Here is an 18,940-nt window from a genome sequence, read left to right as displayed (position 1 = left end):
ACCGTATTCGCGCTAGCCTGATCATAGATCGAGGCCATCAGATCACCCTCAGTGCCAATAGCACGATCAAGATGATTAGCAGGAGACCCAACCCACCCATGGGACGATAGCCCCATGTGCGGCTATACGGCCACGCAGGTAGTGCGCCGAGCAGTAGCAGGATGAGCACGATGATCAGGATGGTGGAGAGAGCCATGGGAGCACCTCATTGTCGGTACGCCAGAACGGGATGCACGCCTACCGATGCGGGCGTGCCTGCATATAGATTCGATCAATTCAACTCGGTCGAGGTCATGGGACGGTATGTTCGAAGGTGGTACACGCGGTGAACCCGCGCTGCTCCCAAACAGCCACCCAGGGCTGACGCAAGCAGGCCCAGGAATGTACTGAGAAAGACGACCCAAAGCGCAGCGCTCGTGCATTTGGCGGTCCGTGTAGCAAGCGCTTTCGCTTCAGTTTGATACCGTTGCGCCCGTGCTGTCGCATTGGCGACCGTGACATCGATCTGTTGCGGTGTCATGGCGGTATAAGCCACGAGGATGTCTTTCGCCGTTTGCGGCTGCGACGACATTATTGCGTCAGTGGCCATGGCGATGGCTCCCGGCTCGGTACGTATTGCCATGGCGTATCGAGGGGTGGCATTGGCGGCGCCGTCAGCCGATCGAGCTCCCAACTCCAACTGGGCTTGAATGTCCGCGGAGGCATTTGCCGCTGGCGAGCCCGGCATTCCAATGATTGGCACATTTGCCTCGTTGGCTTGTCCTGATCCCATGTGATCACCGAACAGCGCAGGTGCATTCATGGCGTGCCCGATTCCTGCCGAGAGCAAGAGGCCACTCATCACAACGGCGAGACCCCACACCGTTACTCCGTGCATCGTGCCCATCGTCGTGTCGTTCTTGCCGTCGAACCAACTTGCAAACATGCTGCCAAGAAAAAGCGAGACGACCCAGGTAAGGATCATCCAGATAGCCGTTCCTATTCCCATCCCCCTGGCGCTGTTCGCGGCGCGTTCCGGATCGAACACTGAAAGCCCGACGGCCAGACCGACGATGTACAACAGCGATGCCATTCCGACTGCAATCGCCCACCCAGCGATCACGGCGCCCCAGCTCATACGCGGATGCTCCACCACTGCCACTGGTTCGGTGCTTGCGATGTTCGAATTCATCATCTTTCCCCGTCACTGCGTCGATAAGCCATGCAGCCCACGCCTTGCGTCAGGCGCAGCCTCGCAACAGAGCGATGAGAACCAATATCGGAAGTGGTACCCCCAGCAACCACAGCAGCACATAGCCGATCCCGCCGCGCTCCTTCCGACTCGATGGGAAAGCGGAGTCTTCGTTCATGACGGTCTCCTTTGAGAGGGAAGGGGCGTTCGGGCCACGATCTAGCCACGCCTCGAACGCTTCAAGGCACTGGCTTGCTCATGACCGGCGAGGACAGATACGTAGGCACGTTCAATGACTCGCCGGGTCGGCACGGAGAGTGCGGTATCCCTCAGCGCTTCTTCGAATCTGTGTTTGATGCGGTCTTCCCCGCACTCGACTTCGTCAACGATCGGGGTGTCACCCGAGACCAGCGCCTCATGAAGCTTGGCGAACAAGCGATGTGCGGAGCCAAGGGTGGTGCCTCCAAGTTCGGCATCGCCGCCCAAGGTGCTGACATGGGCTTTCAGTGCACCGACGACCTGACTGCGATCTTCCGACCATCGTGAAAAGCTGCCGCTCAGATAAGCGTCATTTACCTTTCGGGCTGCCTCAGCATAGACGTCAACACTGTCGATCGTGGTTTGAACAAGCCCATTCAAGACTGCGATGTCGTGGATATTCGTGGAGGTCATGACGCATCCGGTCGAAGAAAATTATGGACAGGAAGAATCAGCGATGTGTCGCTTAGTTGACGTGAACGAACCGTCCAGAGCACGTGACTGAACTTCATTCACTTTCCCCAGGTCGCGAACATAACGATGGTAGCGGTAGCCATGGCGAGGGTGGCCAACCAGCCCAAAATCTTCATGGCCCATGGAATCGTGAATTCGCCCATTACCTTGCGCCGGGAACTCATCCACATCATCACGACCATGAGTGGAACCGCGGCTACACCGTTGATCACCGCGCTCCAATACAACGCTTTGATCGGATCGAGCGGCGTCAGATTCAGCCCAAATCCGATCACGGTGGCGACGATCAGAACCCCGTAGAAGAACTTCGCATGCTGCGGCTTGTGCTGCAGCCCTGAGCGTTGCGCAAAGGCCCCGGAGGCAGCGTACGCTGTGGCGCCGGCGAGTACCGGCACGGCCAAGAGGCCGGTGCCGATGATGCCGGCCGCAAACAAGGCAAACGCCAATTTTCCTGCCAGGGGGCGCAATGCCTGCGCGGCATCGGATGAGGTCTGGATATCGGTTTTGCCGTGCGCGTGGAGTACAACGGCCGCGGTCAGGATGATGAAGAAAGCGATCAGGTTGGAAAAAATCATCCCGGTGCTGGTGTCGACTCCGATGCGCCTCAATGCGTCTGGAGCTTGATGCGGGGCTCTATTCAAAGGTTCGCGCTCATTGCTAGTGCGGATCTCCTCAACCTCCTGCGAGGCTTGCCAGCAGAACAGATAGGGACTGATGGTGGTACCAAGCAATGCCACCAAACCAACCGCGTATTTGGCGTTCCAGGTGATCGCTGGTCGCACGATGCTTTTGAGTACCTCTCCCCACGGCACGTGGATCACAAGCACTGTGGCGACGTAGGCGAACAAGCTCAGCGTCAGCACTTTCAGGAAAGGCGAGTAACGTGAGAACGGAATGAACATTTGCAGGAGCAGCGATCCCAAACCGAACACAGCGGCGTAGACGAGTGCCGGTCCACCCACTAGCAGCTTCAGCGCAGCGCCCATGGCACCAATGTCGGCGGCGAGGTTGATCACGTTCGCGACCAGGATGCATGTAGTAAGCGCGTATACCAGGGATTTAGGATGGTGGCGGCGGATGCCGTCCATCAAGCCGTGTCCTGTCACTCGCCCGATGCCGGCGCTTACCCCCTGGATGGCCACCATCAGCGGCATGGTCAAGAGGATTGCCCAAAGTGTGCTGTAACCGAAGGCGGCGCCCACCTGCGAGTAGGTCGCGATACCGCTGGGATCGTCGTCCGCCGCCCCGGTAATCAGGCCAGCACTTAAGCGGCCAAAAAATGACTTTCGCCCCTCATCGGTTTCGAGCGACTTGCCTGTCAATGCAGCTGCTTTTGCGACCATGAGAATCGGATTCCGAAAGGCGCGGGCACCTGACGGAGAGCACCAAGGCAGGCATACTCAGCATCCTCAGGTGCACGCATCGCCCGCGCGAAACTGAAGTGAACAACCCTTTGATGTGTCCGAATGCATATCCTTGAAACCGCCATACGGACATTGATGGGCAGGCTCGGCAGAGTCCGAATAATGCGAGCTGCAATCCGAGGTGCCCCAAGGCGATAAGGTGCGATCAGGTGGAATCGATGGTTCGCAGACGACGCGTCGTCCGAAACAAGACCGCCTCGATCAACACGAACGCCAAGATGGGAACTGCAGCCCCAAAGTGCCGCCTACGTCGAAACCTATCCGACTCGCGACGTAGATCAGAACGATCATGCTGAGTGCCATGCCGGGTGCGCCCAAGCCACGCATAGCGGCGCTACGGTGATAGCCGATCCAAAATGCAAAACGTGCCAGCGCCCATACCACGGCGGTCGCCAGGACAGCTCGCATGGCAGCTCCATCTGGCGAGTAGGTCGCCAGCCCGAACAGGGCCGCAGCAAACACGACGATCTATTCCAGAGTGTTCTGGAGATAGCATAGGTTGACTCGCAGTCGTCGTGTCTCGAATCCTGCCAGCGGATCGAATGCAGGCGAGTTCAGCCGTTCATGAGCTACGGCTTCAACTCCCGTCACTAGGCAGAACAAAGCCACAAGGCAAAAGCATTTCAGGGTGAAGAGCATCCGTTCGCCAATGCCATCCATGCCAGTCAAAGGTAGCATTAAGTACGCGATAACTAACCACAACAACAGGGCAATCGGCATCGCTATGGCAATGGTAACTATGCCAGCGCGTCGCTGCTTCGCGAAATCAGCTTGCTGCAAGTCGATATCGTTCATGTTTGCATGCGTACTTCATCCACAGGTCTCAATCCGTTTTTGGGGCGGCCTGCTGCCGAATGCCCCAGTGTGATGAGTTCAGCCGCGTATTTCGCTGGCAACTGTCTTGGGGTGATTTTCCGGGACATTGATCAGAATCCACCAGCATCTTCAAGTGAGGTCGGAGCAACGAGCATCAGTATTCCAGGTGCACGCGAACACCAACGAAGCGCGCCGGCCCCCGGTCATGGTTGTAGCCAGGGTTGTGTATTAGCTGCAGATCGGTCGTCACCCACGCATGGCCGGCGATAGCGAGATCGTAATAGGTCTCCAGGATCTGTTCGGTGCGATAGTTCAATTGCCCGTCGCCCAAGTTGAAACCCGTGCCGCCTGCAGCGAGGTAGGCACGATGATCGGGTGACAATCCGTTGACCGCCAGCGCTAGGGCAATGCGATCATCCGGACGGTGCCAGCGCACTCCGGCGAGCTGTCCACCGATACTCACGCTGCGATCCGCTTCGGTAAAGGCAAACGATTCGGTCTTGCCGTCGTTCCAGCCAAGGCGGCCGAAAAGCCCGGTATCGCCATGATCTGCTAGGGGCAGATCAGCACCCAGCGCAACGCCGTACTTGTGCCGGCCACCGTGGTCATCCTGGCGTATGTCGGGCACGGTTCCGGCTTGCAGCGCACGCGCCAAGGCAACCTGGTAGACGCCCATGCGTGCGGTGTTGCGATAGAGCAGCAGCCAGACCGCCGGTCCATCCGGGTTCGATTGCCAGGTCGCCTGCGCGTCCATTTCACGTGCGCGCGAAATGGCGTCGAGTCGTTGCCCGTTGGCGCGATAGGGCATCTGATACAGCCCGTAGCGCCACGTCCACGGTCCGGCTGCATAGGTTACGACACCGCCTACGGTATAGCCGCGCGTATCTGCGGCAAAGTCCCACGCCGCATTGTTGAATAGCGCCCAGTTGAGGAACTGGGTACGTGTGGAGTCTGCGTAGCGGCTCTGGTCGAAATCGTCGTTCACGGCGAACAGACCTGCCTTGAAGCTCAGGCGATGGTCCGCTTGCTCACCCGGCAGTTGGTCCATTTTTCGTTTGAGGGGGATGGTTTTGCCGCCTAGCGGAACGTCGTAGGTAAGGAACACCCGTGCCACATAAGCATCGCGTCCCAGCGATCCGCCACCGCCGCGAACAACGTCGCCGTTCGTGAGCCCGGCCAAACCAGTGCTGTGGCTGACGCCGCCGCCGCGAAACATTTCCACGTCCAGATAGGCCGCCCAATGAGGTGTGATCGGCAGACCGAAGTAAAGGCCAAAGGTATGAGAGCGTGCCTGGTTGGCCTGTGGACGCAGGCTCAATGGCCCTTGATAGGGCGAGTGCAGGCTGTTTTGGCGCTGATCGATGAAGGTGTACTGCGCACCGATCAACTGCGGCATCAGATAATCTACGTCATCGGCTGCTGCACCTGCCGAACACGCCGGCAGCACGAGGAATGTTGCAACCGCCAGGCGCATGTTCAAGCTAATTTCCTATTCAAACAACTGCGCTTGCGGCGCTCGCGCCATCGAATTTCGCAGATGGCCAGAAACAACCGGAGCGCTGTGTTGGATGGCGAGGGAGCGATCGATCCAGCCCTGTGATCGCGGCGGCTACTCGCCGAGCATCTGTGCCTTTCGTGCCTGCATACGCTCACCTAATGCGTCGAGAGCTGCTTTGTCGAAGATGGACTTGGCACGCTTGAACATTCCCTGTTCTTCCTCGTCGGCGTGGTGGACGACAAGTTCTTTGAGTACTTTCGCTCGACCGGAAAATTGCTCGCTATCGGGTTTTGTGCCCATGAGGTCGGGGAGCACGAGCTCGCCGGCGGCACGATGTTCTTCCATCGCCTCGAAGTACGTTTTGGCGTCGTCCTTGTTGCCAGCCTGCTTGAATGCCGGATAGAAGATTTCCTCTTCGATGGTCGTATGGATCTTCAGCATCGTGGCTACCTCGTCCAGAAGCTGTGCGCGCTTCTTGACCGCGCGAGTGGAGGTGTTAGCCAGTTCTTCGAGCAGTGACTTGATTTTTTTGTGGTCGTCAGTGAGTAGCTGGATGGCATTTTTCATGAGCGGAGCTCCTGATGGGGCGCCCACTTGTAAATGCGGCACGATGCATTCGTCGTGAAACTTGTGCAGCTTTTCGGTCATCACGAACGACGCAGACAAGCGCGCTTCATGAAGATCCAAGGAGTTCTCACGCCCCATGCATGCGCGCTTGATGAGTGGAACGCGACACTTGGCGTCCGACGGTGAATTCGCGCAGCTTCGTCGGTAACGTCCTTGCGCTCTCCGGAGATCACTGATGACACATTCGCATTCCAACCAGAACAACGAACGAGGCGGCAATCACGAGCAGCCCATCAAGGCTGGTCAGCAGAATCCCAAGAACGAAGACCGCAGTTCCAGCGCTGCCAAGGACTCCAAGAACTCAGGCGGTTCTGTGCGTGGCGGCGGCCAAGAGCAGCATATGAAGTCCGGCCAGCAGAGCCACAAGAACGACCGTTGATGGATCAATGGAACGAAGCGAAAGGCGCGGCTTTCCGCGCCTTCCGCTTCGTGTGGGTCGAATCAATCGAGCTTGCGCCAATTCGAAGGCGCCAATTCGAAGATCTCGCGCCAAAGGAACTGTCCAAGCCTGCAAGCGATGTATCTTCCGACGAGGACAAGAGCGCTGGGGACGCGGCCTCGGCTATCAGGGAGTGCCGCCACAACCGCCGGATGGATCCGCGACCCTTCCGTGTACCTGCGCAGCGACAAGCCCGGTTCCTCCAGTTTCATGTGTGGGGAGCAAGGAGGCTGCGCGTGCCGCGCTAGCGAGAGTGGTTCACGGGATGGGTAAAGACCCCTGGATACACGGCCATCTGGTTAACCCGGGCAATCTCGGATCACTCTGAGCTCGGTGCAGGATCCACCCCAGATTCTTGGCGCGGTGGAATGCTATTGAGTCGTGCTCCCTCGTCGCTTGATGACGACGGAGCCCCGCCACCTTGTGCGAAACGACGGTTTATCTAGCCGTCGCGGTTTCGTGGACGCATCTGGATGGGCGCACTGTCGTCTTGCGGGCTGCCGGGCGAGACACGGCCCAAGGTAATATTCTTCGAGGCCCGGACGTCCCGGTTGGCAAAGGTCCATATCTCGCCGCTGGCGGTGATCAACACCGTCCAATACAAGTCCGATTCCGGGCCATAGTCGATGAGGATATGAGCGAATCCTTCTCCCTTGGGCGTATTCATAGGAAGCGGTGGATTGAGTTGAAGCATGACGGCATCCCGTGACTTGGCGGTGCGAAAGTCCAATTGCTGCTGGTAGCACTACGGCCACAGCGAAATAGCTGCGGCCGCAGGTGATGCGTACCGTTTACCGTCGGTCGAGAGTGCCGAGGCCATGGCGCTTGGCGAAGCTCTTGGACGCCTGGTTGGCATGCTCCGCAGCGTACAGTCCGTGGCTGTGAGCCAAATGGGCGTGATGAGCACCCTCAGCGGTGTTGTGGTCACGAAGGCGCTTGGCAGCCTCCTCGTGGTGGTGCGCCGCTTGCTTGTGATGTTCGGCAGCCTTGTCGTGATGTTCGTGTGCTTCGGCGAGTGTCTGAGTGGTGGATTCGGCAGATGAGGTCATGAGTTTCTCCAGTCGCTGTGTTCGGCAAATGCCGCTGGAAGGCGTTCTACTGATGCTTACAGAGCCGAGGTTAACGACGGGTGGGAAGTTCGTCGTGAGCGTGGCTGATCATCCTGAATGCCATTCCGCTTGCTGGTCCATCGCTCCGACCAAAGCTCTGTTGCAAGGTTTCGATGCCTTCCCATGGGTCTGAACGTACCCGTGCAAGTCGCGCTACCACGGTTCGCAATGCAGTTGCACTACGAAGATGGCATGGAGGTCGGTATTCGAACTCATGCCAGGGTAGGGCTCTCACCTCTTCGGGAAATCGCGTTTTGCAGTTAGTCGTGCAACCTCGCTATTTGGTGCCAGTCGTTATGGGGCGGGGCCACCCATAACGGGAAGAATCGCACCCGAGATGTAGCTGGCGCATGAGGGTGAGGCCAGGAAGACATAAGCTGGCGCGATCTCCTCCGGTTGGGCAGGGCGGCCCATCGGACTGGATTTGCCGAAGTCACGGATCTGTTCAGGCGATTGGTCGGCCGGGTTCAGCGGTGTCCATACCGGCCCGGGTGCGACTGCATTCACGCGGATTCCGCGCGAGATCAGGTTCGCTGCTAAGGCTTTGGTAAAGGCATGGATACCACCCTTGGTCATTGAATAATCCAGCAGCTTGTCGTTGCCGAACAAGCCGGTTTCCGAGCCGGTATTGATGATCGAACAGTTGCTGCCCAAGTGTGGTGACGCCGCTTTGGCCATGTGGAAGTAGCCATAGAGATTGGTCTTCAGCGTTTCGTCGAAGTGCGCCTCGGTGAGGTCCTCGATGGCGTCCACGTGCTGCTGAAAGGCCGCATTGTTAACCAGGATGGACAGCTTGCCGAGCTTCTCGACCGTGGCCTCGACAGCTTGCTTGCAGAAGTTGGGTTCCTTGACGTCGCCGCGAATCAGGAGGCAGCATTGGCCCTCAGCCTGAATGTAATCCCGAGTTTCCTCCGCATCGGCGTCCTCACACAGATATACGATGGCTACGTCGGCACCTTCGCGGGCGAACAACACGGCTACCGCCCGCCCGATGCCCGAATCGCCGCCGGTGATGAGCGCCGCCATGCCGCGCAACTTGCCGCTACCTGTATAGGTGGGCGCCAGGAACTGCGGCCGCGGATCGAGATCGCGCTCCAGGCCTGGTTTTGTCAGCTGCCGCTCGGGAAACGGTGTTTCCGGATGCTGATGGTCCCCGGTCTTGGTCTTTTTTGTGGATGGCGCGGGAGCACGATTTTCTTTGCCACCGCGTGTTTTGCGTTCGGCCTGCGCCTTTATGTCGCGATGCTTCTCGGCGGTTTTGCTGGTGTCTCGCGATTTCGTACCCATGGTCCCGTGCTCCGATGGCGGGATGGTTCACGTTATCCGGCAATTTGTTCCGCTCCAGTGAACAATGGATCAGAGCGATGTCTATTGACGACGCATGGACACGCAGGTCGTGATAGTCGGCACACGTCCCTTGGGAGAATGGTCATGCCTGAACAACGCACTCGTCGCGCCGCAGCTAAGGACAAGAAGGAGGGCAAGTCTCCGGGCACGCAAGCCGGGGAATATGTGCGGGAGGAAAGCGAGCATGTGCGTGAAGGCAAGCACGGCGCGCGATCGACCAAGCAAGCCATCGCCATTGGTCTCTCCAAGGCACGCCGTGCCGGAATCAAGGCCCCGATCAGCAAGTCCGCCAGCAAATCGACGAAGAAGAAGGCAGCGCAGGACGAAGCAGCCTCGCATCGTCGCAAACAGCCATCACGGAAGCGCTCCGCGGCGACTAAGCACGTACTGGAGAAGGAGGGGCACGAGGCGGCTTCCTCATCCGCGCTCTCGTCGAACGCCAAGAAAGCAGCCGCCAAGCGCACGCCGAAATCGCGTTCGGCAGCCGCCAAGAAGGCGGCACGAACCAAGGGCTCAGCGGGGCGATCAGCTGCTGCCAAAAAGGCCGCCAGGACGCGGGCTCGGAACGCGTCTTGAGCAAGGAGTGCCTCACATACCTCGGCTCATCTGGATAGATACGCTTTCCTACGTTCTGCTCAACGTGCTGGCATCGCTTTGAAATTGACCGCGCGGCGGATGTGCGGAGAATCGAGCGCTTGTGCCCCCCCTCTTTGTCAGCGCTAGGAGCCCAACATCGACTGTTACGCACAACGTTGTGGGTGGCCATGAGATCTACGACTAGTTGGCCCAAGTCCAATAAGAACACTTCAATTCAAATTCGTTCGAGCCGTTCCCATCCGCCCCTCGTGCTCTGCGCGACGTACTCGATGCCCAATTTGCCGTGGATGGCGAGCAGACCGAAAGCCGCATCCTGGCCGAGATATTGAAGTGGTATTACTTGCTCCATTCTTTCAGTAGATTCTGATGGACAGTTGCTGAAGTGGATTCCGCCGGGCGCGGCGTAGTCTGACGCCAATCCACGGAAAGACATGCATCGGCATCGCGGTTCGCACTGCTTTCACATCATCTACACGAGGCTTCGCCGATGACCTGGCTGCATCGGATACTAGGGAACCGATCTGAAGCGGACGCATGGTTCGGCGATCTTGGGCGTTGCATGCTGCAGGCGATGCCGTGGCCTGCGTGCGTTTGCGACCGACAAGGCCAATTGCTGGCTTGGAACGAAGATGCGAAACGTCTGTTGGAGCGTGTCAGACCGGATGATTCGACGATCGAAGACCGGTTCCGGGATCTGCTGCGACATGGACAGAGAGCCGGGGCCGTCGGAACATCCTTGATCGATGTCTTGCAGAGCGGCTGTCCAGCATGCGACGCGGTACTGGAAATCGAAAGCGACCCCGGCGTTCGCCTCTCGTTGCATGCCAGGTTGACGCCGCTGGTGGCGACGGATGGTTCAGTCAAAGCCGTCCTGTGCAGCTTTCAGGGGCCGCCGCTCTTCAGTGACTTGACTGCGACACTCGAGCGGAACGGGACCGCAGAATGTGAGCATCGGCAGGGCGATCTATTTCGCCAAATGCTGCAAGCTTTGCCTGTCGCGGTGTACACCACGGATGTCGATGGAACCATCATGTTCTTTAACGAGGCCGCGGTCGCTCTTGCGGGGCGCCGTCCCTCCGTAAGAGATAGATGGTGCTTCAGCTGGAAGTTGCTTCATCCCGATGGAACACCAATGCCGCATGATGAGTGTCCCATGGCGATTACGCTCCGCGATGGATGTGCCCGGTATGCCTGTCAGATCGTCGCCTTGCGGCCAGACGGCAGTCGGGTGGTTTGCGAGGCCTATCCAACGCCGTTGCTCGACAAGTCGGGCGTACTCGTCGGAGCAGTGAATGTGTTGATCGATATCAGCGAGCGTATCGATGCAGAGCAAGCGCTTCGTAGTCTCAACGAAACGCTGGAGCAGCGCGTGGTGTATCGGACCAACAGAGCAGAGGCGGCATTGACGAGGCTGCACCGTCGCGAGCGCGAGTTCGCCATGTTGGTGGAGAGCGTGCTTGATTACGCGATCATAATGCTGGATCCGAAGGGCAACATCACCCAGTGGAATCAGGGCGCCGAACGGATCTACGGATATCGGTCCGAGGAAATCGTCGGCCGGCATTTCTCGACGTTCCACACACCCGAGGACCGCGCCAACGGCATGCCGGAGAAGGTACTGGCAACCGCTTCGTGTGAGGGGAGGCATGAGGGAGAGGGTTGGCGCCTACGCAAGGACGGCAGCCTTTTCTGGGTGAGCGCGATTGTCGACCCTATTATCGATAAGGGCCATCTGGTGGGTTTCGCCAAGATTACCCGGGACGTCACCGAAAGGATGAAAAACCAGGAAGCTATCGTCGAGAACGAGCGGCGCGCACGCGCTGTGATCGATACCGCACCGGATGGCTTCGTTCAATTGGACCCCGCGGGCAGGATAGTCGAATGGAATCCCGCCGCAGTCGAGATGTTCGGCTGGTCGCGCGAGGAGGCGATCGGAAAGGAACTCATTCAATTGATCGTGCCGGATGACGAGCGCGGCCGCTTTGTTGAACGTGTTTCGTTGAGCGGACCCAACATTTTCCAGCATGATGCTATCCCGCTCAAGCTGCGAACGAAAAGCGGCGATCTTGTTACTGTCGAGCTTAACTTCGGCACTCGCACATCCTGGGGCAGTGATCCACTCAACCTTTTTATCAGTGATATCGGTGAAAGGATTTCGATCGAGGCGCAACTGCGTCAAATGCAAAAAATGGAATCCGTTGGCATGCTGGCAGGAGGCATAGCCCATGATTTCAACAACCTGCTGCAAGGGATTATCGGCGCGGTCGAGATCATCGATCTGCGAATTAAGGACAACGATGCGCGCGACGTTTCTCGTTTCATCGATGGTGCGTTGAATTCCGCCCAGCGCGCTGCCGCGCTCACGCAGCGACTGTTGAGCTTTTCGCGCAAACAGCCGCTCGATCCGCAGTCGGTCGATGCAAATCAATTAGTCATGTCCATGAGCGACATGCTGAAGCACACCATGGGTGAAGCAGTTGCGCTCGATTTGGAGCTTGCAGATGACCTATGGCCCTGCAGGTGCGACGCGAACCAGTTGGAAAGCGCATTGCTCAATCTTTCAATCAATGCCCGCGACGCCATGCCGGAGGGCGGCCGCCTGACCCTGCGCTCGGCTAACCTCGATATCGGCGAGTCGGCCGCGGCTCATCGGCCGGACCTCCACTGCGGGCAATTCGTACTACTGACGGTTACCGACACGGGAACGGGCATCCCGAAAGAGATCGTTGATCAAGTGTTCGATCCGTTCTTCACCACCAAAGAAGTTGGACGTGGAACAGGCTTGGGATTGTCGATGGTGTACGGGTTTGCGCAACAGTCCGGCGGCTTCTGCGAGATCCGCAGCGAGGTGGACGAGGGCACCAGCGTCAGTATTGGTCTGCCTCGGAACCTTGCGGCTCCACAGAAAACGCCGCGCGTTGCGCAACTGCACCTTATCAAAGGCGCGGGCGAACTGGTCCTGGTGGTGGAAGACGAGCCGGTGGTACGCGGCATCGTCGTCCAAGTGCTGCACCAGTTGGGTTATTCCACCCTGGAAGCGGCTAGTGGCGATGAAGCGCTCAGTTTGCTCCTGACGCAGGAGTCCGTTGATCTGCTGATATCCGACCTAGGTTTGCCTGGGATGACCGGATGCACTCTGGTGGAGGCCGCCCACGTCATGCGCCCGAAGCTGAAGATTCTGCTGATGAGCGGCTATGCGCCGGATAAGACCCAAGGCGGCAAGCAAGCGACTCAGAAATGGCCGCTGATCACCAAGCCCTTCAGCACCGCGAAACTTGCCCGCTGCATTCGCGAAGTGATGAGTAAGGGAGAGGACTTGCAAACAGACCCCGTGCAGAAGGACGGCGCTTGACTACGCGTGGCGAAGCAAGGATCGCACGATGCGTTGCAACTCCGCGCTGCTCACCGGCTTCATCAAAACACATAACTGCGGGAACTCCGCTACCAAGGCAGACTGGTCGCTGCCGGAAATCACAACGAACGGGACGTTTTGCGCCATCATGGCCAGCAGCGCCGGGCGCGCGCTTTCGCCGCGCAGTTCCATGTCGAGCAACACGGCATCGAATTCGCCCGATTCGATCTCCGTGAGCGCATTGGCCAGACTGAGATCGACGATGACTTCCAGCTTCAATTTTTGCAGGACGTCCTCCAGTACCATGGCGACAACGGGGTCGTCTTCGATCACCAACACGCGGCCAAGCGTGGATGTTTGGCTGTGCATGAGTCCTCCCTCCATAGTCCCCTCGTACGATCTGTTCCGACCGGTGTTCAGCCTATCGCCAATAGCAGCATGACACCATCAACATGCATCATGGGTGCGAAGCGGTGCCGGTATTTGGCTACCCGGTTCGGCCGCCGGCAAGCATGCGATCCAAGACTTCCTCGATATGCTTCACGCTATAGGGTTTCAGCAGCACTTCGACGTCACGATATTCGTCCGGCGATCCGTCGCTTCCATAACCGGAGGCGAACACGAACGGGATCTTTCGGCGGCGCAGCTCCGCGGCGAGCAGAAAGCTATCTTCACCTGCGAGATTGATGTCCAGGACAGCGTCATCGATCCATTCCGTCGTAGCCAGCTCCAAGCCGCTGCTCAACCGGGCCGTCAACAATACGCTGAAGCCCGCGCTGAATCACATCCTCCAGCATCATAGCCACCAGCATCGCGAAGTGCTTGCGCAGTGCCTGCTCGACGCGATGCCGGAGAATACGCTCGACCCCGGCATTCCAGCTGGTGATTGTATCGTTCGCGGCTTAACCGATGATCCCGTCCTGCGAATTGTCGACAATAGTCGCCAACCGTGCGCATGCGGTCTCGCTGCGATGGTTTTGTGTGATGTCCACGAAAGTCAATACCACACCATCGACGACCTATGCCGTATACATGGGGGAGAGAGTGTTCATGGCAATCAGTCGGACAACGTGAGCAGTACACGAAGCGAACGAGATCGAGATGGAGCCGTCCCCGGCAGAAGTCCGGAACGGCATGCGAAGGCGGATCGGAAGCGCCATAGGAACAACTGACGCTCAGTGAGCGAATCGAAGTGGTTTGTACTCAAAGTCCATAGACCTGATCGTGCAGCCAAGCGGAGATGAGAGCTCAGTTTTCCAGTTCATGCGCGTTCGCTTCGATCGCGCGACGGCGATCTCGCCAAACTTTGGCGGTCTGCGGTTTGATGAACAGCGAAATGATCTCCGGGCGAGCCACTTTGGCTCGCTTTTCGATCCGATGGACGCAGGCTTCGATCTGTGTGGTGGAAAGCACATCCTCGAATTCGGCGCTCAGCGCAGCAACTACCTGATGTGGCCCCATCTGCACGGTCAATACGCCGTTGGCGATGCGCACGTCGGCGTCGGCGGCGGCGATCGCCATGATCGCATCGCTTACGGCTGGATGGGCGGTTTCGCCGATTAGCAACCCCTTGGTTTCCCGTGCGAGCAGCAGAGCCGAGACGGCTAGCACGCAGCCGATGCCCACAGAGGCAATGCCGTCGAACACCGGCGACTTGAGCAGTTGCGCACCTGCCAGTCCAACCAGTGCAATTAGCAAACCGACCAGAGCCGCACTGTCTTCCAGTAGCACGGTAAAGGTGGTCGGATCCTTACTTAGGCGAAACGCCTCGAAGTAGCCAAGCTTGCCTTTGCGGGCGCGGAATTCGCCCAGTGCGACACGCCATGAGCTGCCTTCGAACAGCATCGACACCAGCAGAACGATGTAATTCGCGCCGGAATGATCGATCGTCTTATTGCGTGCAATGTGGACGACACCTTCGTAGGAGGAGAGGCCAGCGCCTATTGCCAGAACCAGCAGCGCCACAATGAAGCTCCAGAAATACAGTTCGCGACCATGTCCGAACGGATGTAGTGGATCCGGAGGCATGGCGGCGCGGCGCAAACCATAAAGGAGCAGCAATTCATTGGTGGTATCGACAAGAGAATGCACGCCTTCGCTCAGCATTGCTGAACTGCCGGAATAAGCTGCTGCCATGAACTTCACGACAGCAATCAGCAGGTTGCCGCCGAGCGCGACATAGACCACTTTGTGTGAAGCGGAGGGAGACATCGGGCAAGGTATCGCCGTGATCGGTACCTCATGCCGTGGGGCGTTCGGGAGGTGGCGGCACGGGATCGCCTATTGGTAATGGCGCGGGTTGCGGCTCGACCAATGGTGGACGCCCCGGTTGCGGAAATGGCGGAGCGGCTGGTGGCATCGGCGCTGGCGGTTCGCCGGGCTGGCTTGGCGGCACGGGCTCCTGTGGCGAAGGCGCAGGTTCCGGTGGAATCGGCATGCTTCGCAAGGTTGGCGACAACGTAAAGGGAAGCATGAAGGATTCCGATTTTTGCGGTGGCTTTCCATCATTCCGGGCTGCTCGTTACTTCGTCATGAACTTTGGGTGGTCGAATTGTCGCGGCTGCAAGAGCAAAAGCGAGTACAACCCTTTCACTCGCCCGTCATCTCTTCTCCGCTTAAGCTGATCAGCGCAGGGGCAATATCGCAGGAATTCACATGAACACGCGTGATGACCAGAAAGGTCTGATCTTGCTGGTGGAAGACAGCCGCCAGATCTCCGAGCCATTAGGCGAATTTCTCGAAAAAATTGGTTACTCCGTCGACTACGCAGCTGATGGTCCTAGCGGATTGCATCTTGCGGTGACTGGCAGCTATGACGTCCTCGTGCTCGACCTATCACTGCCTGGGATGGATGGTTTGGAGGTGTGCCGGAAGCTTCGCCGTGAGGCAAACAGAGCCACTCCTCTTCTGATGCTTACAGGGCGCGGCAGCCTAGACGACAAGCTCACTGGTCTGGAAGCAGGTGCTGACGACTATCTCGTGAAGCCGTTCCAATTGAGTGAGCTTGCGGCGCGTGTGCATGCCCTGATTCGACGCGATCGTCGGCAAGTCTCTACCGAGATTCTGACCGTCGGCGATATGACGCTTGATACGGCGATCCTACGGTTGACGCGTGCTGGGAAGGTGCTCAATGTGTCGCCGATTGGACTGAGGCTGCTGGCGATCCTGATGCGCGAGTCTCCGCGCGTGGTAAGCCGACGCGACATCGAGCGCGAAATCTGGGGCGATATGCTTCCTGACTCCGATACCTTACGCTCGCACCTGTACAACCTGCGTCGCATCATCGACAAGCCATTTGCCAACCAACTGCTCCATACCATTCATTCGGCAGGCTATCGCCTCGCGGATCTTGATGCGGAAATGTGCGCTGCCGGGGATGCGGCCTGAGTCCTGTGTTCGCTGAAACTACCTGTCCTTTCCGCCGAATGCCATAAGCAGAATCGTTTGGCGGAAAGGGATGTGGCGAATCAAGTCCAGACAATGCCTGTGACGAGTCGAGTGACCCGTAAAGGCCAGAAGTGGCCGCGACGGATACGCTGTTTTCTAGAACTCGTCAACGAATTCGATGCCGACGCCTAGCCGGCGGGTAAGGTCTTCCGCCTTTCTGCGCACGGTATCGAATACCTCGTCGTCGCGAATCTCGACTTCGACACAATAAACCTTTCCCTCGCTATCACTGGCCTGCTCCGACGAGCTCGAATCGTCGCGCATACGGGGTATCAAGTCGTCAACTTCTTCGACATGGTCGACTTCGTCGATGCCGTGCAGCGAAGTGATGAGAGTATCTGCGTCGGCACGTTGTCCGATGAGTCGAAATCGAACCATGGGCATGTGAATTCTCCGAAAAAGTCCGTAGACGGATCCTTGCAGGACTCTTGCATCTTTGAGGTGACGGAACGCCACGCATGTTCTCGTGAAAACGTAACAACCACACCGCGTTAACTTCGCCATTCCTACGCTCAGATTTTTCCTCGAAGAAATCGTGCGAGTCTTCGTGACTCCGCTGATCTATTTGGTGAGACGCGCAGGATGAACACTCAACGTTGCCGCTCCGGCGCGGCGGCCTCGCCATCCGCATCAGCTATGCACTTCGACACATTGATCGTGTCGCTGATTTTTCCTGGCGCGAGCAGTGCACTGATTTCTCTTCGAGGCATTCGATGCGTTCACCAGTCTCGGTACCGCGCAGCACAAGGTATTGCATGTGACGATCTTCATGTATTTGCGCGGCGGATCGCTGATCTGCACTGCCTCGACGGTCGGTCTTGCATGGTCGTCGATGCTGATCGTGCTAGCGGCGGTCGGTATGCCGACGCAAGGGGGCACCGCATGCTGGGCGGTGACATCTGAACGGAGGAGATGAACGATGCCCGAATTCCATTGCGACCTCGACCAGACAGGCGCCCCCCTGCGCCATGTGTGGTCGCACACCATTGGTAGCGATCACGCGCGTATGGCCTTGCGTGCGGATTGGCGCGAGCAGATGCGCCGCGTGCGTGAGGAACTCGGTGTCGAATATGTGCGCTTCCATGGTCTGCTCGACGACGATATGGCGATTCTGCTGGATGAGCAGGACACGTTGCACTACGGCTTCCATAATGCGGACCTGATCATCGATTTTCTGCGCGAGATCGGCATGCGCCCGTTCGTGGAACTGAGTTTCATGCCAACCGCGCTCGCATCAGGCCACACCACGGTATTCAGTTATCGCGGCAACGTGACGCCGCCGAAGAAACTGGCCGACTGGGACGCGCTGATCGACCGACTGCTGCGCCATTGGGTGGATCGCTACGGACTGGACGAGGTGCGCAGGTGGTACTTCGAAGTATGGAACGAGCCCAATATTCCCTCGTTCTGGACCGGAACCCAGGCCGACTATTTCGAGCTGTACCGGCACACCGCGACTACCATCAAGTCGGTCGATGCTCAGTTGCAGGTGGGCGGCCCCGCCACTGCCAATGACGAATGGATCGCGGACTTCGTGGCGTTCTGCCGGCGAGCGAAGCTGCCGTGTGATTTCGTATCAACTCATCATTACCCAACCGATGCGTTCGGCAAGCCGGGGGAGGACACCGAAAAACAGCTTTCGTTGGCAACGCGTGGCATCTTGCATCGGCGCGTGCTGGACAGTTGTGCCGCAGCAGACACTTTGCCTGTGTACTACACAGAGTGGTGTAGCTCGTCCAATCCGTTCTTCAGGCTTCATGACGAGCCATACGCGGCAGCCTTCATGATCAAGAACTTCCTGGCCGTAGCCGATTTGGTGCAGTGCTATAGCTGGTGGACGTTCTCGGACATTTTTGCCGAGAACTACTTTTCCTCGGTACCGTTTCATGGCGGCTTCGGCCTGCTCACTATAGGTGGCATCGCCAAACCTACTTATCGCGCGTTCCAGATGCTGCACCGGCTCGGTCGCGAACGGCTTCGGGTGGACGGTGCGCATGTCACAGTGGACGCTGCAGTGGTGCGCGCGGAGGGCGTCGTGATGGTGTTGCTGAGCAACCACGCGTTCCCGGAACATCCGATCGCCGCCGAGAAAGTGACGATTGAACTTGCCTGCTCACAGCCACCCACTGGCGCGTGGCTGGAGCGCATCGACGAGGATCATTGCAATCCGCGCAAGCTGTGGGAGGCGCTTGGCTCACCGGACTATCCAAACGCCGAGCAGCAACATCGGCTACACGAGGCTGCGCTCCTGCAACGCGAGCCATTGCGGTGGCACGCGAAGACCGGTGGATTCTCACTGAACATCGATCTGCCTCCGCACGCCGTCGCTGCGATCACGCTGCATGTCCCGAATGACGACAGCACGGGAGAAACTTCGTGAA

20 protein-coding genes are annotated in these 18,940 nt (G+C 58.3%); 5 read left to right on the top strand and 15 right to left on the bottom strand.

Annotation, left to right across the window (positions count from 1 at the left end; translation table 11 throughout):
* Positions 1 to 37 precede the first annotated feature (37 nt).
* The 8 genes from ISP25_RS01475 to ISP25_RS01440 all read right to left on the bottom strand — a co-directional run bounded on the left by ISP25_RS01475 (position 38) and on the right by ISP25_RS01440 (position 6,346).
* A complete protein-coding gene (locus ISP25_RS01475; RefSeq protein WP_192160408.1) occupies positions 38 to 196 on the bottom strand; it encodes a DUF3309 family protein in 159 nt (52 codons plus the stop codon).
* Positions 197 to 271: 75 nt separating this feature from the next.
* Positions 272 to 1,171: a hypothetical protein gene (locus ISP25_RS01470; protein WP_404611796.1), complete on the bottom strand. Its 900-nt coding sequence runs from the start codon at positions 1,169 to 1,171 to the stop codon at positions 272 to 274.
* A gap of 49 nt (positions 1,172 to 1,220) precedes the next feature.
* The gene (locus ISP25_RS01465) at positions 1,221 to 1,349 is read right to left on the bottom strand and encodes a hypothetical protein (RefSeq protein WP_404611794.1); all 129 of its coding nucleotides are present in this window, start codon (positions 1,347 to 1,349) and stop codon (positions 1,221 to 1,223) included.
* A gap of 41 nt (positions 1,350 to 1,390) precedes the next feature.
* Positions 1,391 to 1,843: a PA2169 family four-helix-bundle protein gene (locus ISP25_RS01460; RefSeq protein WP_404611792.1), complete on the bottom strand. Its 453-nt coding sequence runs from the start codon at positions 1,841 to 1,843 to the stop codon at positions 1,391 to 1,393.
* A gap of 98 nt (positions 1,844 to 1,941) precedes the next feature.
* Positions 1,942 to 3,246 carry an NRAMP family divalent metal transporter gene (locus tag ISP25_RS01455; RefSeq protein WP_404611790.1) on the bottom strand — a complete coding sequence of 435 codons (1,305 nt, stop codon included), beginning with the start codon at positions 3,244 to 3,246 and terminating at the stop codon, positions 1,942 to 1,944.
* Between the two features lie 549 nt (positions 3,247 to 3,795).
* Positions 3,796 to 4,122 carry a hypothetical protein gene (locus tag ISP25_RS01450; protein WP_404611788.1) on the bottom strand — a complete coding sequence of 109 codons (327 nt, stop codon included), beginning with the start codon at positions 4,120 to 4,122 and terminating at the stop codon, positions 3,796 to 3,798.
* Between the two features lie 175 nt (positions 4,123 to 4,297).
* Positions 4,298 to 5,617 (bottom strand): carbohydrate porin, encoded by a 1,320-nt coding sequence (locus tag ISP25_RS01445; protein WP_404612074.1) that lies wholly within the window; start codon positions 5,615 to 5,617, stop codon positions 4,298 to 4,300.
* Between the two features lie 135 nt (positions 5,618 to 5,752).
* Positions 5,753 to 6,346 carry a hemerythrin domain-containing protein gene (locus tag ISP25_RS01440; RefSeq protein ID WP_404611786.1) on the bottom strand — a complete coding sequence of 198 codons (594 nt, stop codon included), beginning with the start codon at positions 6,344 to 6,346 and terminating at the stop codon, positions 5,753 to 5,755.
* A gap of 97 nt (positions 6,347 to 6,443) precedes the next feature.
* Here ISP25_RS01440 and ISP25_RS01435 point away from each other — a divergent pair, with 97 nt between their 5' ends.
* The gene (locus ISP25_RS01435) at positions 6,444 to 6,647 is read left to right on the top strand and encodes a hypothetical protein (RefSeq protein WP_192160416.1); all 204 of its coding nucleotides are present in this window, start codon (positions 6,444 to 6,446) and stop codon (positions 6,645 to 6,647) included.
* Between the two features lie 502 nt (positions 6,648 to 7,149).
* On the opposite strand, the gene ISP25_RS01430 is transcribed toward ISP25_RS01435, so the two are convergent.
* The 3 genes from ISP25_RS01430 to ISP25_RS01420 all read right to left on the bottom strand — a co-directional run bounded on the left by ISP25_RS01430 (position 7,150) and on the right by ISP25_RS01420 (position 9,103).
* Positions 7,150 to 7,401, bottom strand: coding sequence for a hypothetical protein (locus ISP25_RS01430; protein WP_404611784.1), 252 nt, complete (start codon positions 7,399 to 7,401; stop codon positions 7,150 to 7,152).
* Positions 7,402 to 7,498: 97 nt separating this feature from the next.
* Positions 7,499 to 7,756: a hypothetical protein gene (locus ISP25_RS01425; protein WP_404611782.1), complete on the bottom strand. Its 258-nt coding sequence runs from the start codon at positions 7,754 to 7,756 to the stop codon at positions 7,499 to 7,501.
* Positions 7,757 to 8,110: 354 nt separating this feature from the next.
* Positions 8,111 to 9,103 (bottom strand): SDR family oxidoreductase, encoded by a 993-nt coding sequence (locus ISP25_RS01420; protein ID WP_404611780.1) that lies wholly within the window; start codon positions 9,101 to 9,103, stop codon positions 8,111 to 8,113.
* 144 nt (positions 9,104 to 9,247) lie between these two features.
* Here ISP25_RS01420 and ISP25_RS01415 point away from each other — a divergent pair, with 144 nt between their 5' ends.
* Positions 9,248 to 9,739, top strand: coding sequence for a DUF6496 domain-containing protein (locus ISP25_RS01415; protein ID WP_404611778.1), 492 nt, complete (start codon positions 9,248 to 9,250; stop codon positions 9,737 to 9,739).
* A 508-nt stretch (positions 9,740 to 10,247) separates the two neighbouring features.
* The gene (locus ISP25_RS01410; protein WP_404611776.1) at positions 10,248 to 13,112 is read left to right on the top strand and encodes a hybrid sensor histidine kinase/response regulator; all 2,865 of its coding nucleotides are present in this window, start codon (positions 10,248 to 10,250) and stop codon (positions 13,110 to 13,112) included.
* Here the strand turns inward: ISP25_RS01410 and ISP25_RS01405 are convergent, their stop codons facing one another.
* From ISP25_RS01405 to ISP25_RS01395, 3 genes are all read right to left on the bottom strand, one after another.
* Positions 13,113 to 13,451, bottom strand: a complete 339-nt coding sequence (locus ISP25_RS01405; RefSeq protein WP_404611775.1) for a response regulator — start codon at positions 13,449 to 13,451, stop codon at positions 13,113 to 13,115. It abuts the gene before it with no gap.
* 148 nt (positions 13,452 to 13,599) lie between these two features.
* Complete coding sequence (locus ISP25_RS01400) at positions 13,600 to 13,845, bottom strand: response regulator (RefSeq protein WP_404611773.1); 246 nt, start codon at positions 13,843 to 13,845, stop codon at positions 13,600 to 13,602.
* A gap of 515 nt (positions 13,846 to 14,360) precedes the next feature.
* Positions 14,361 to 15,323: a cation diffusion facilitator family transporter gene (locus tag ISP25_RS01395; RefSeq protein ID WP_404611771.1), complete on the bottom strand. Its 963-nt coding sequence runs from the start codon at positions 15,321 to 15,323 to the stop codon at positions 14,361 to 14,363.
* 444 nt (positions 15,324 to 15,767) lie between these two features.
* Here ISP25_RS01395 and ISP25_RS01390 point away from each other — a divergent pair, with 444 nt between their 5' ends.
* The gene (locus ISP25_RS01390; RefSeq protein ID WP_404611769.1) at positions 15,768 to 16,499 is read left to right on the top strand and encodes a response regulator transcription factor; all 732 of its coding nucleotides are present in this window, start codon (positions 15,768 to 15,770) and stop codon (positions 16,497 to 16,499) included.
* Positions 16,500 to 16,655: 156 nt separating this feature from the next.
* On the opposite strand, the gene ISP25_RS01385 is transcribed toward ISP25_RS01390, so the two are convergent.
* Complete coding sequence (locus tag ISP25_RS01385; protein WP_404611767.1) at positions 16,656 to 16,943, bottom strand: hypothetical protein; 288 nt, start codon at positions 16,941 to 16,943, stop codon at positions 16,656 to 16,658.
* Between the two features lie 535 nt (positions 16,944 to 17,478).
* Here ISP25_RS01385 and ISP25_RS01380 point away from each other — a divergent pair.
* Entirely contained in the window at positions 17,479 to 18,939 is a 1,461-nt protein-coding gene (locus ISP25_RS01380; protein WP_404611765.1) for a GH39 family glycosyl hydrolase, read from the top strand.
* The last annotated feature ends 1 nt before the right edge of the window (position 18,940 follow it).

The sequence above is a fragment of the Rhodanobacter hydrolyticus genome (assembly GCF_044904645.1).
Note: the sequence above shows the minus strand (reverse complement) of the source record. Positions and strands in the feature narration are given on the sequence as shown.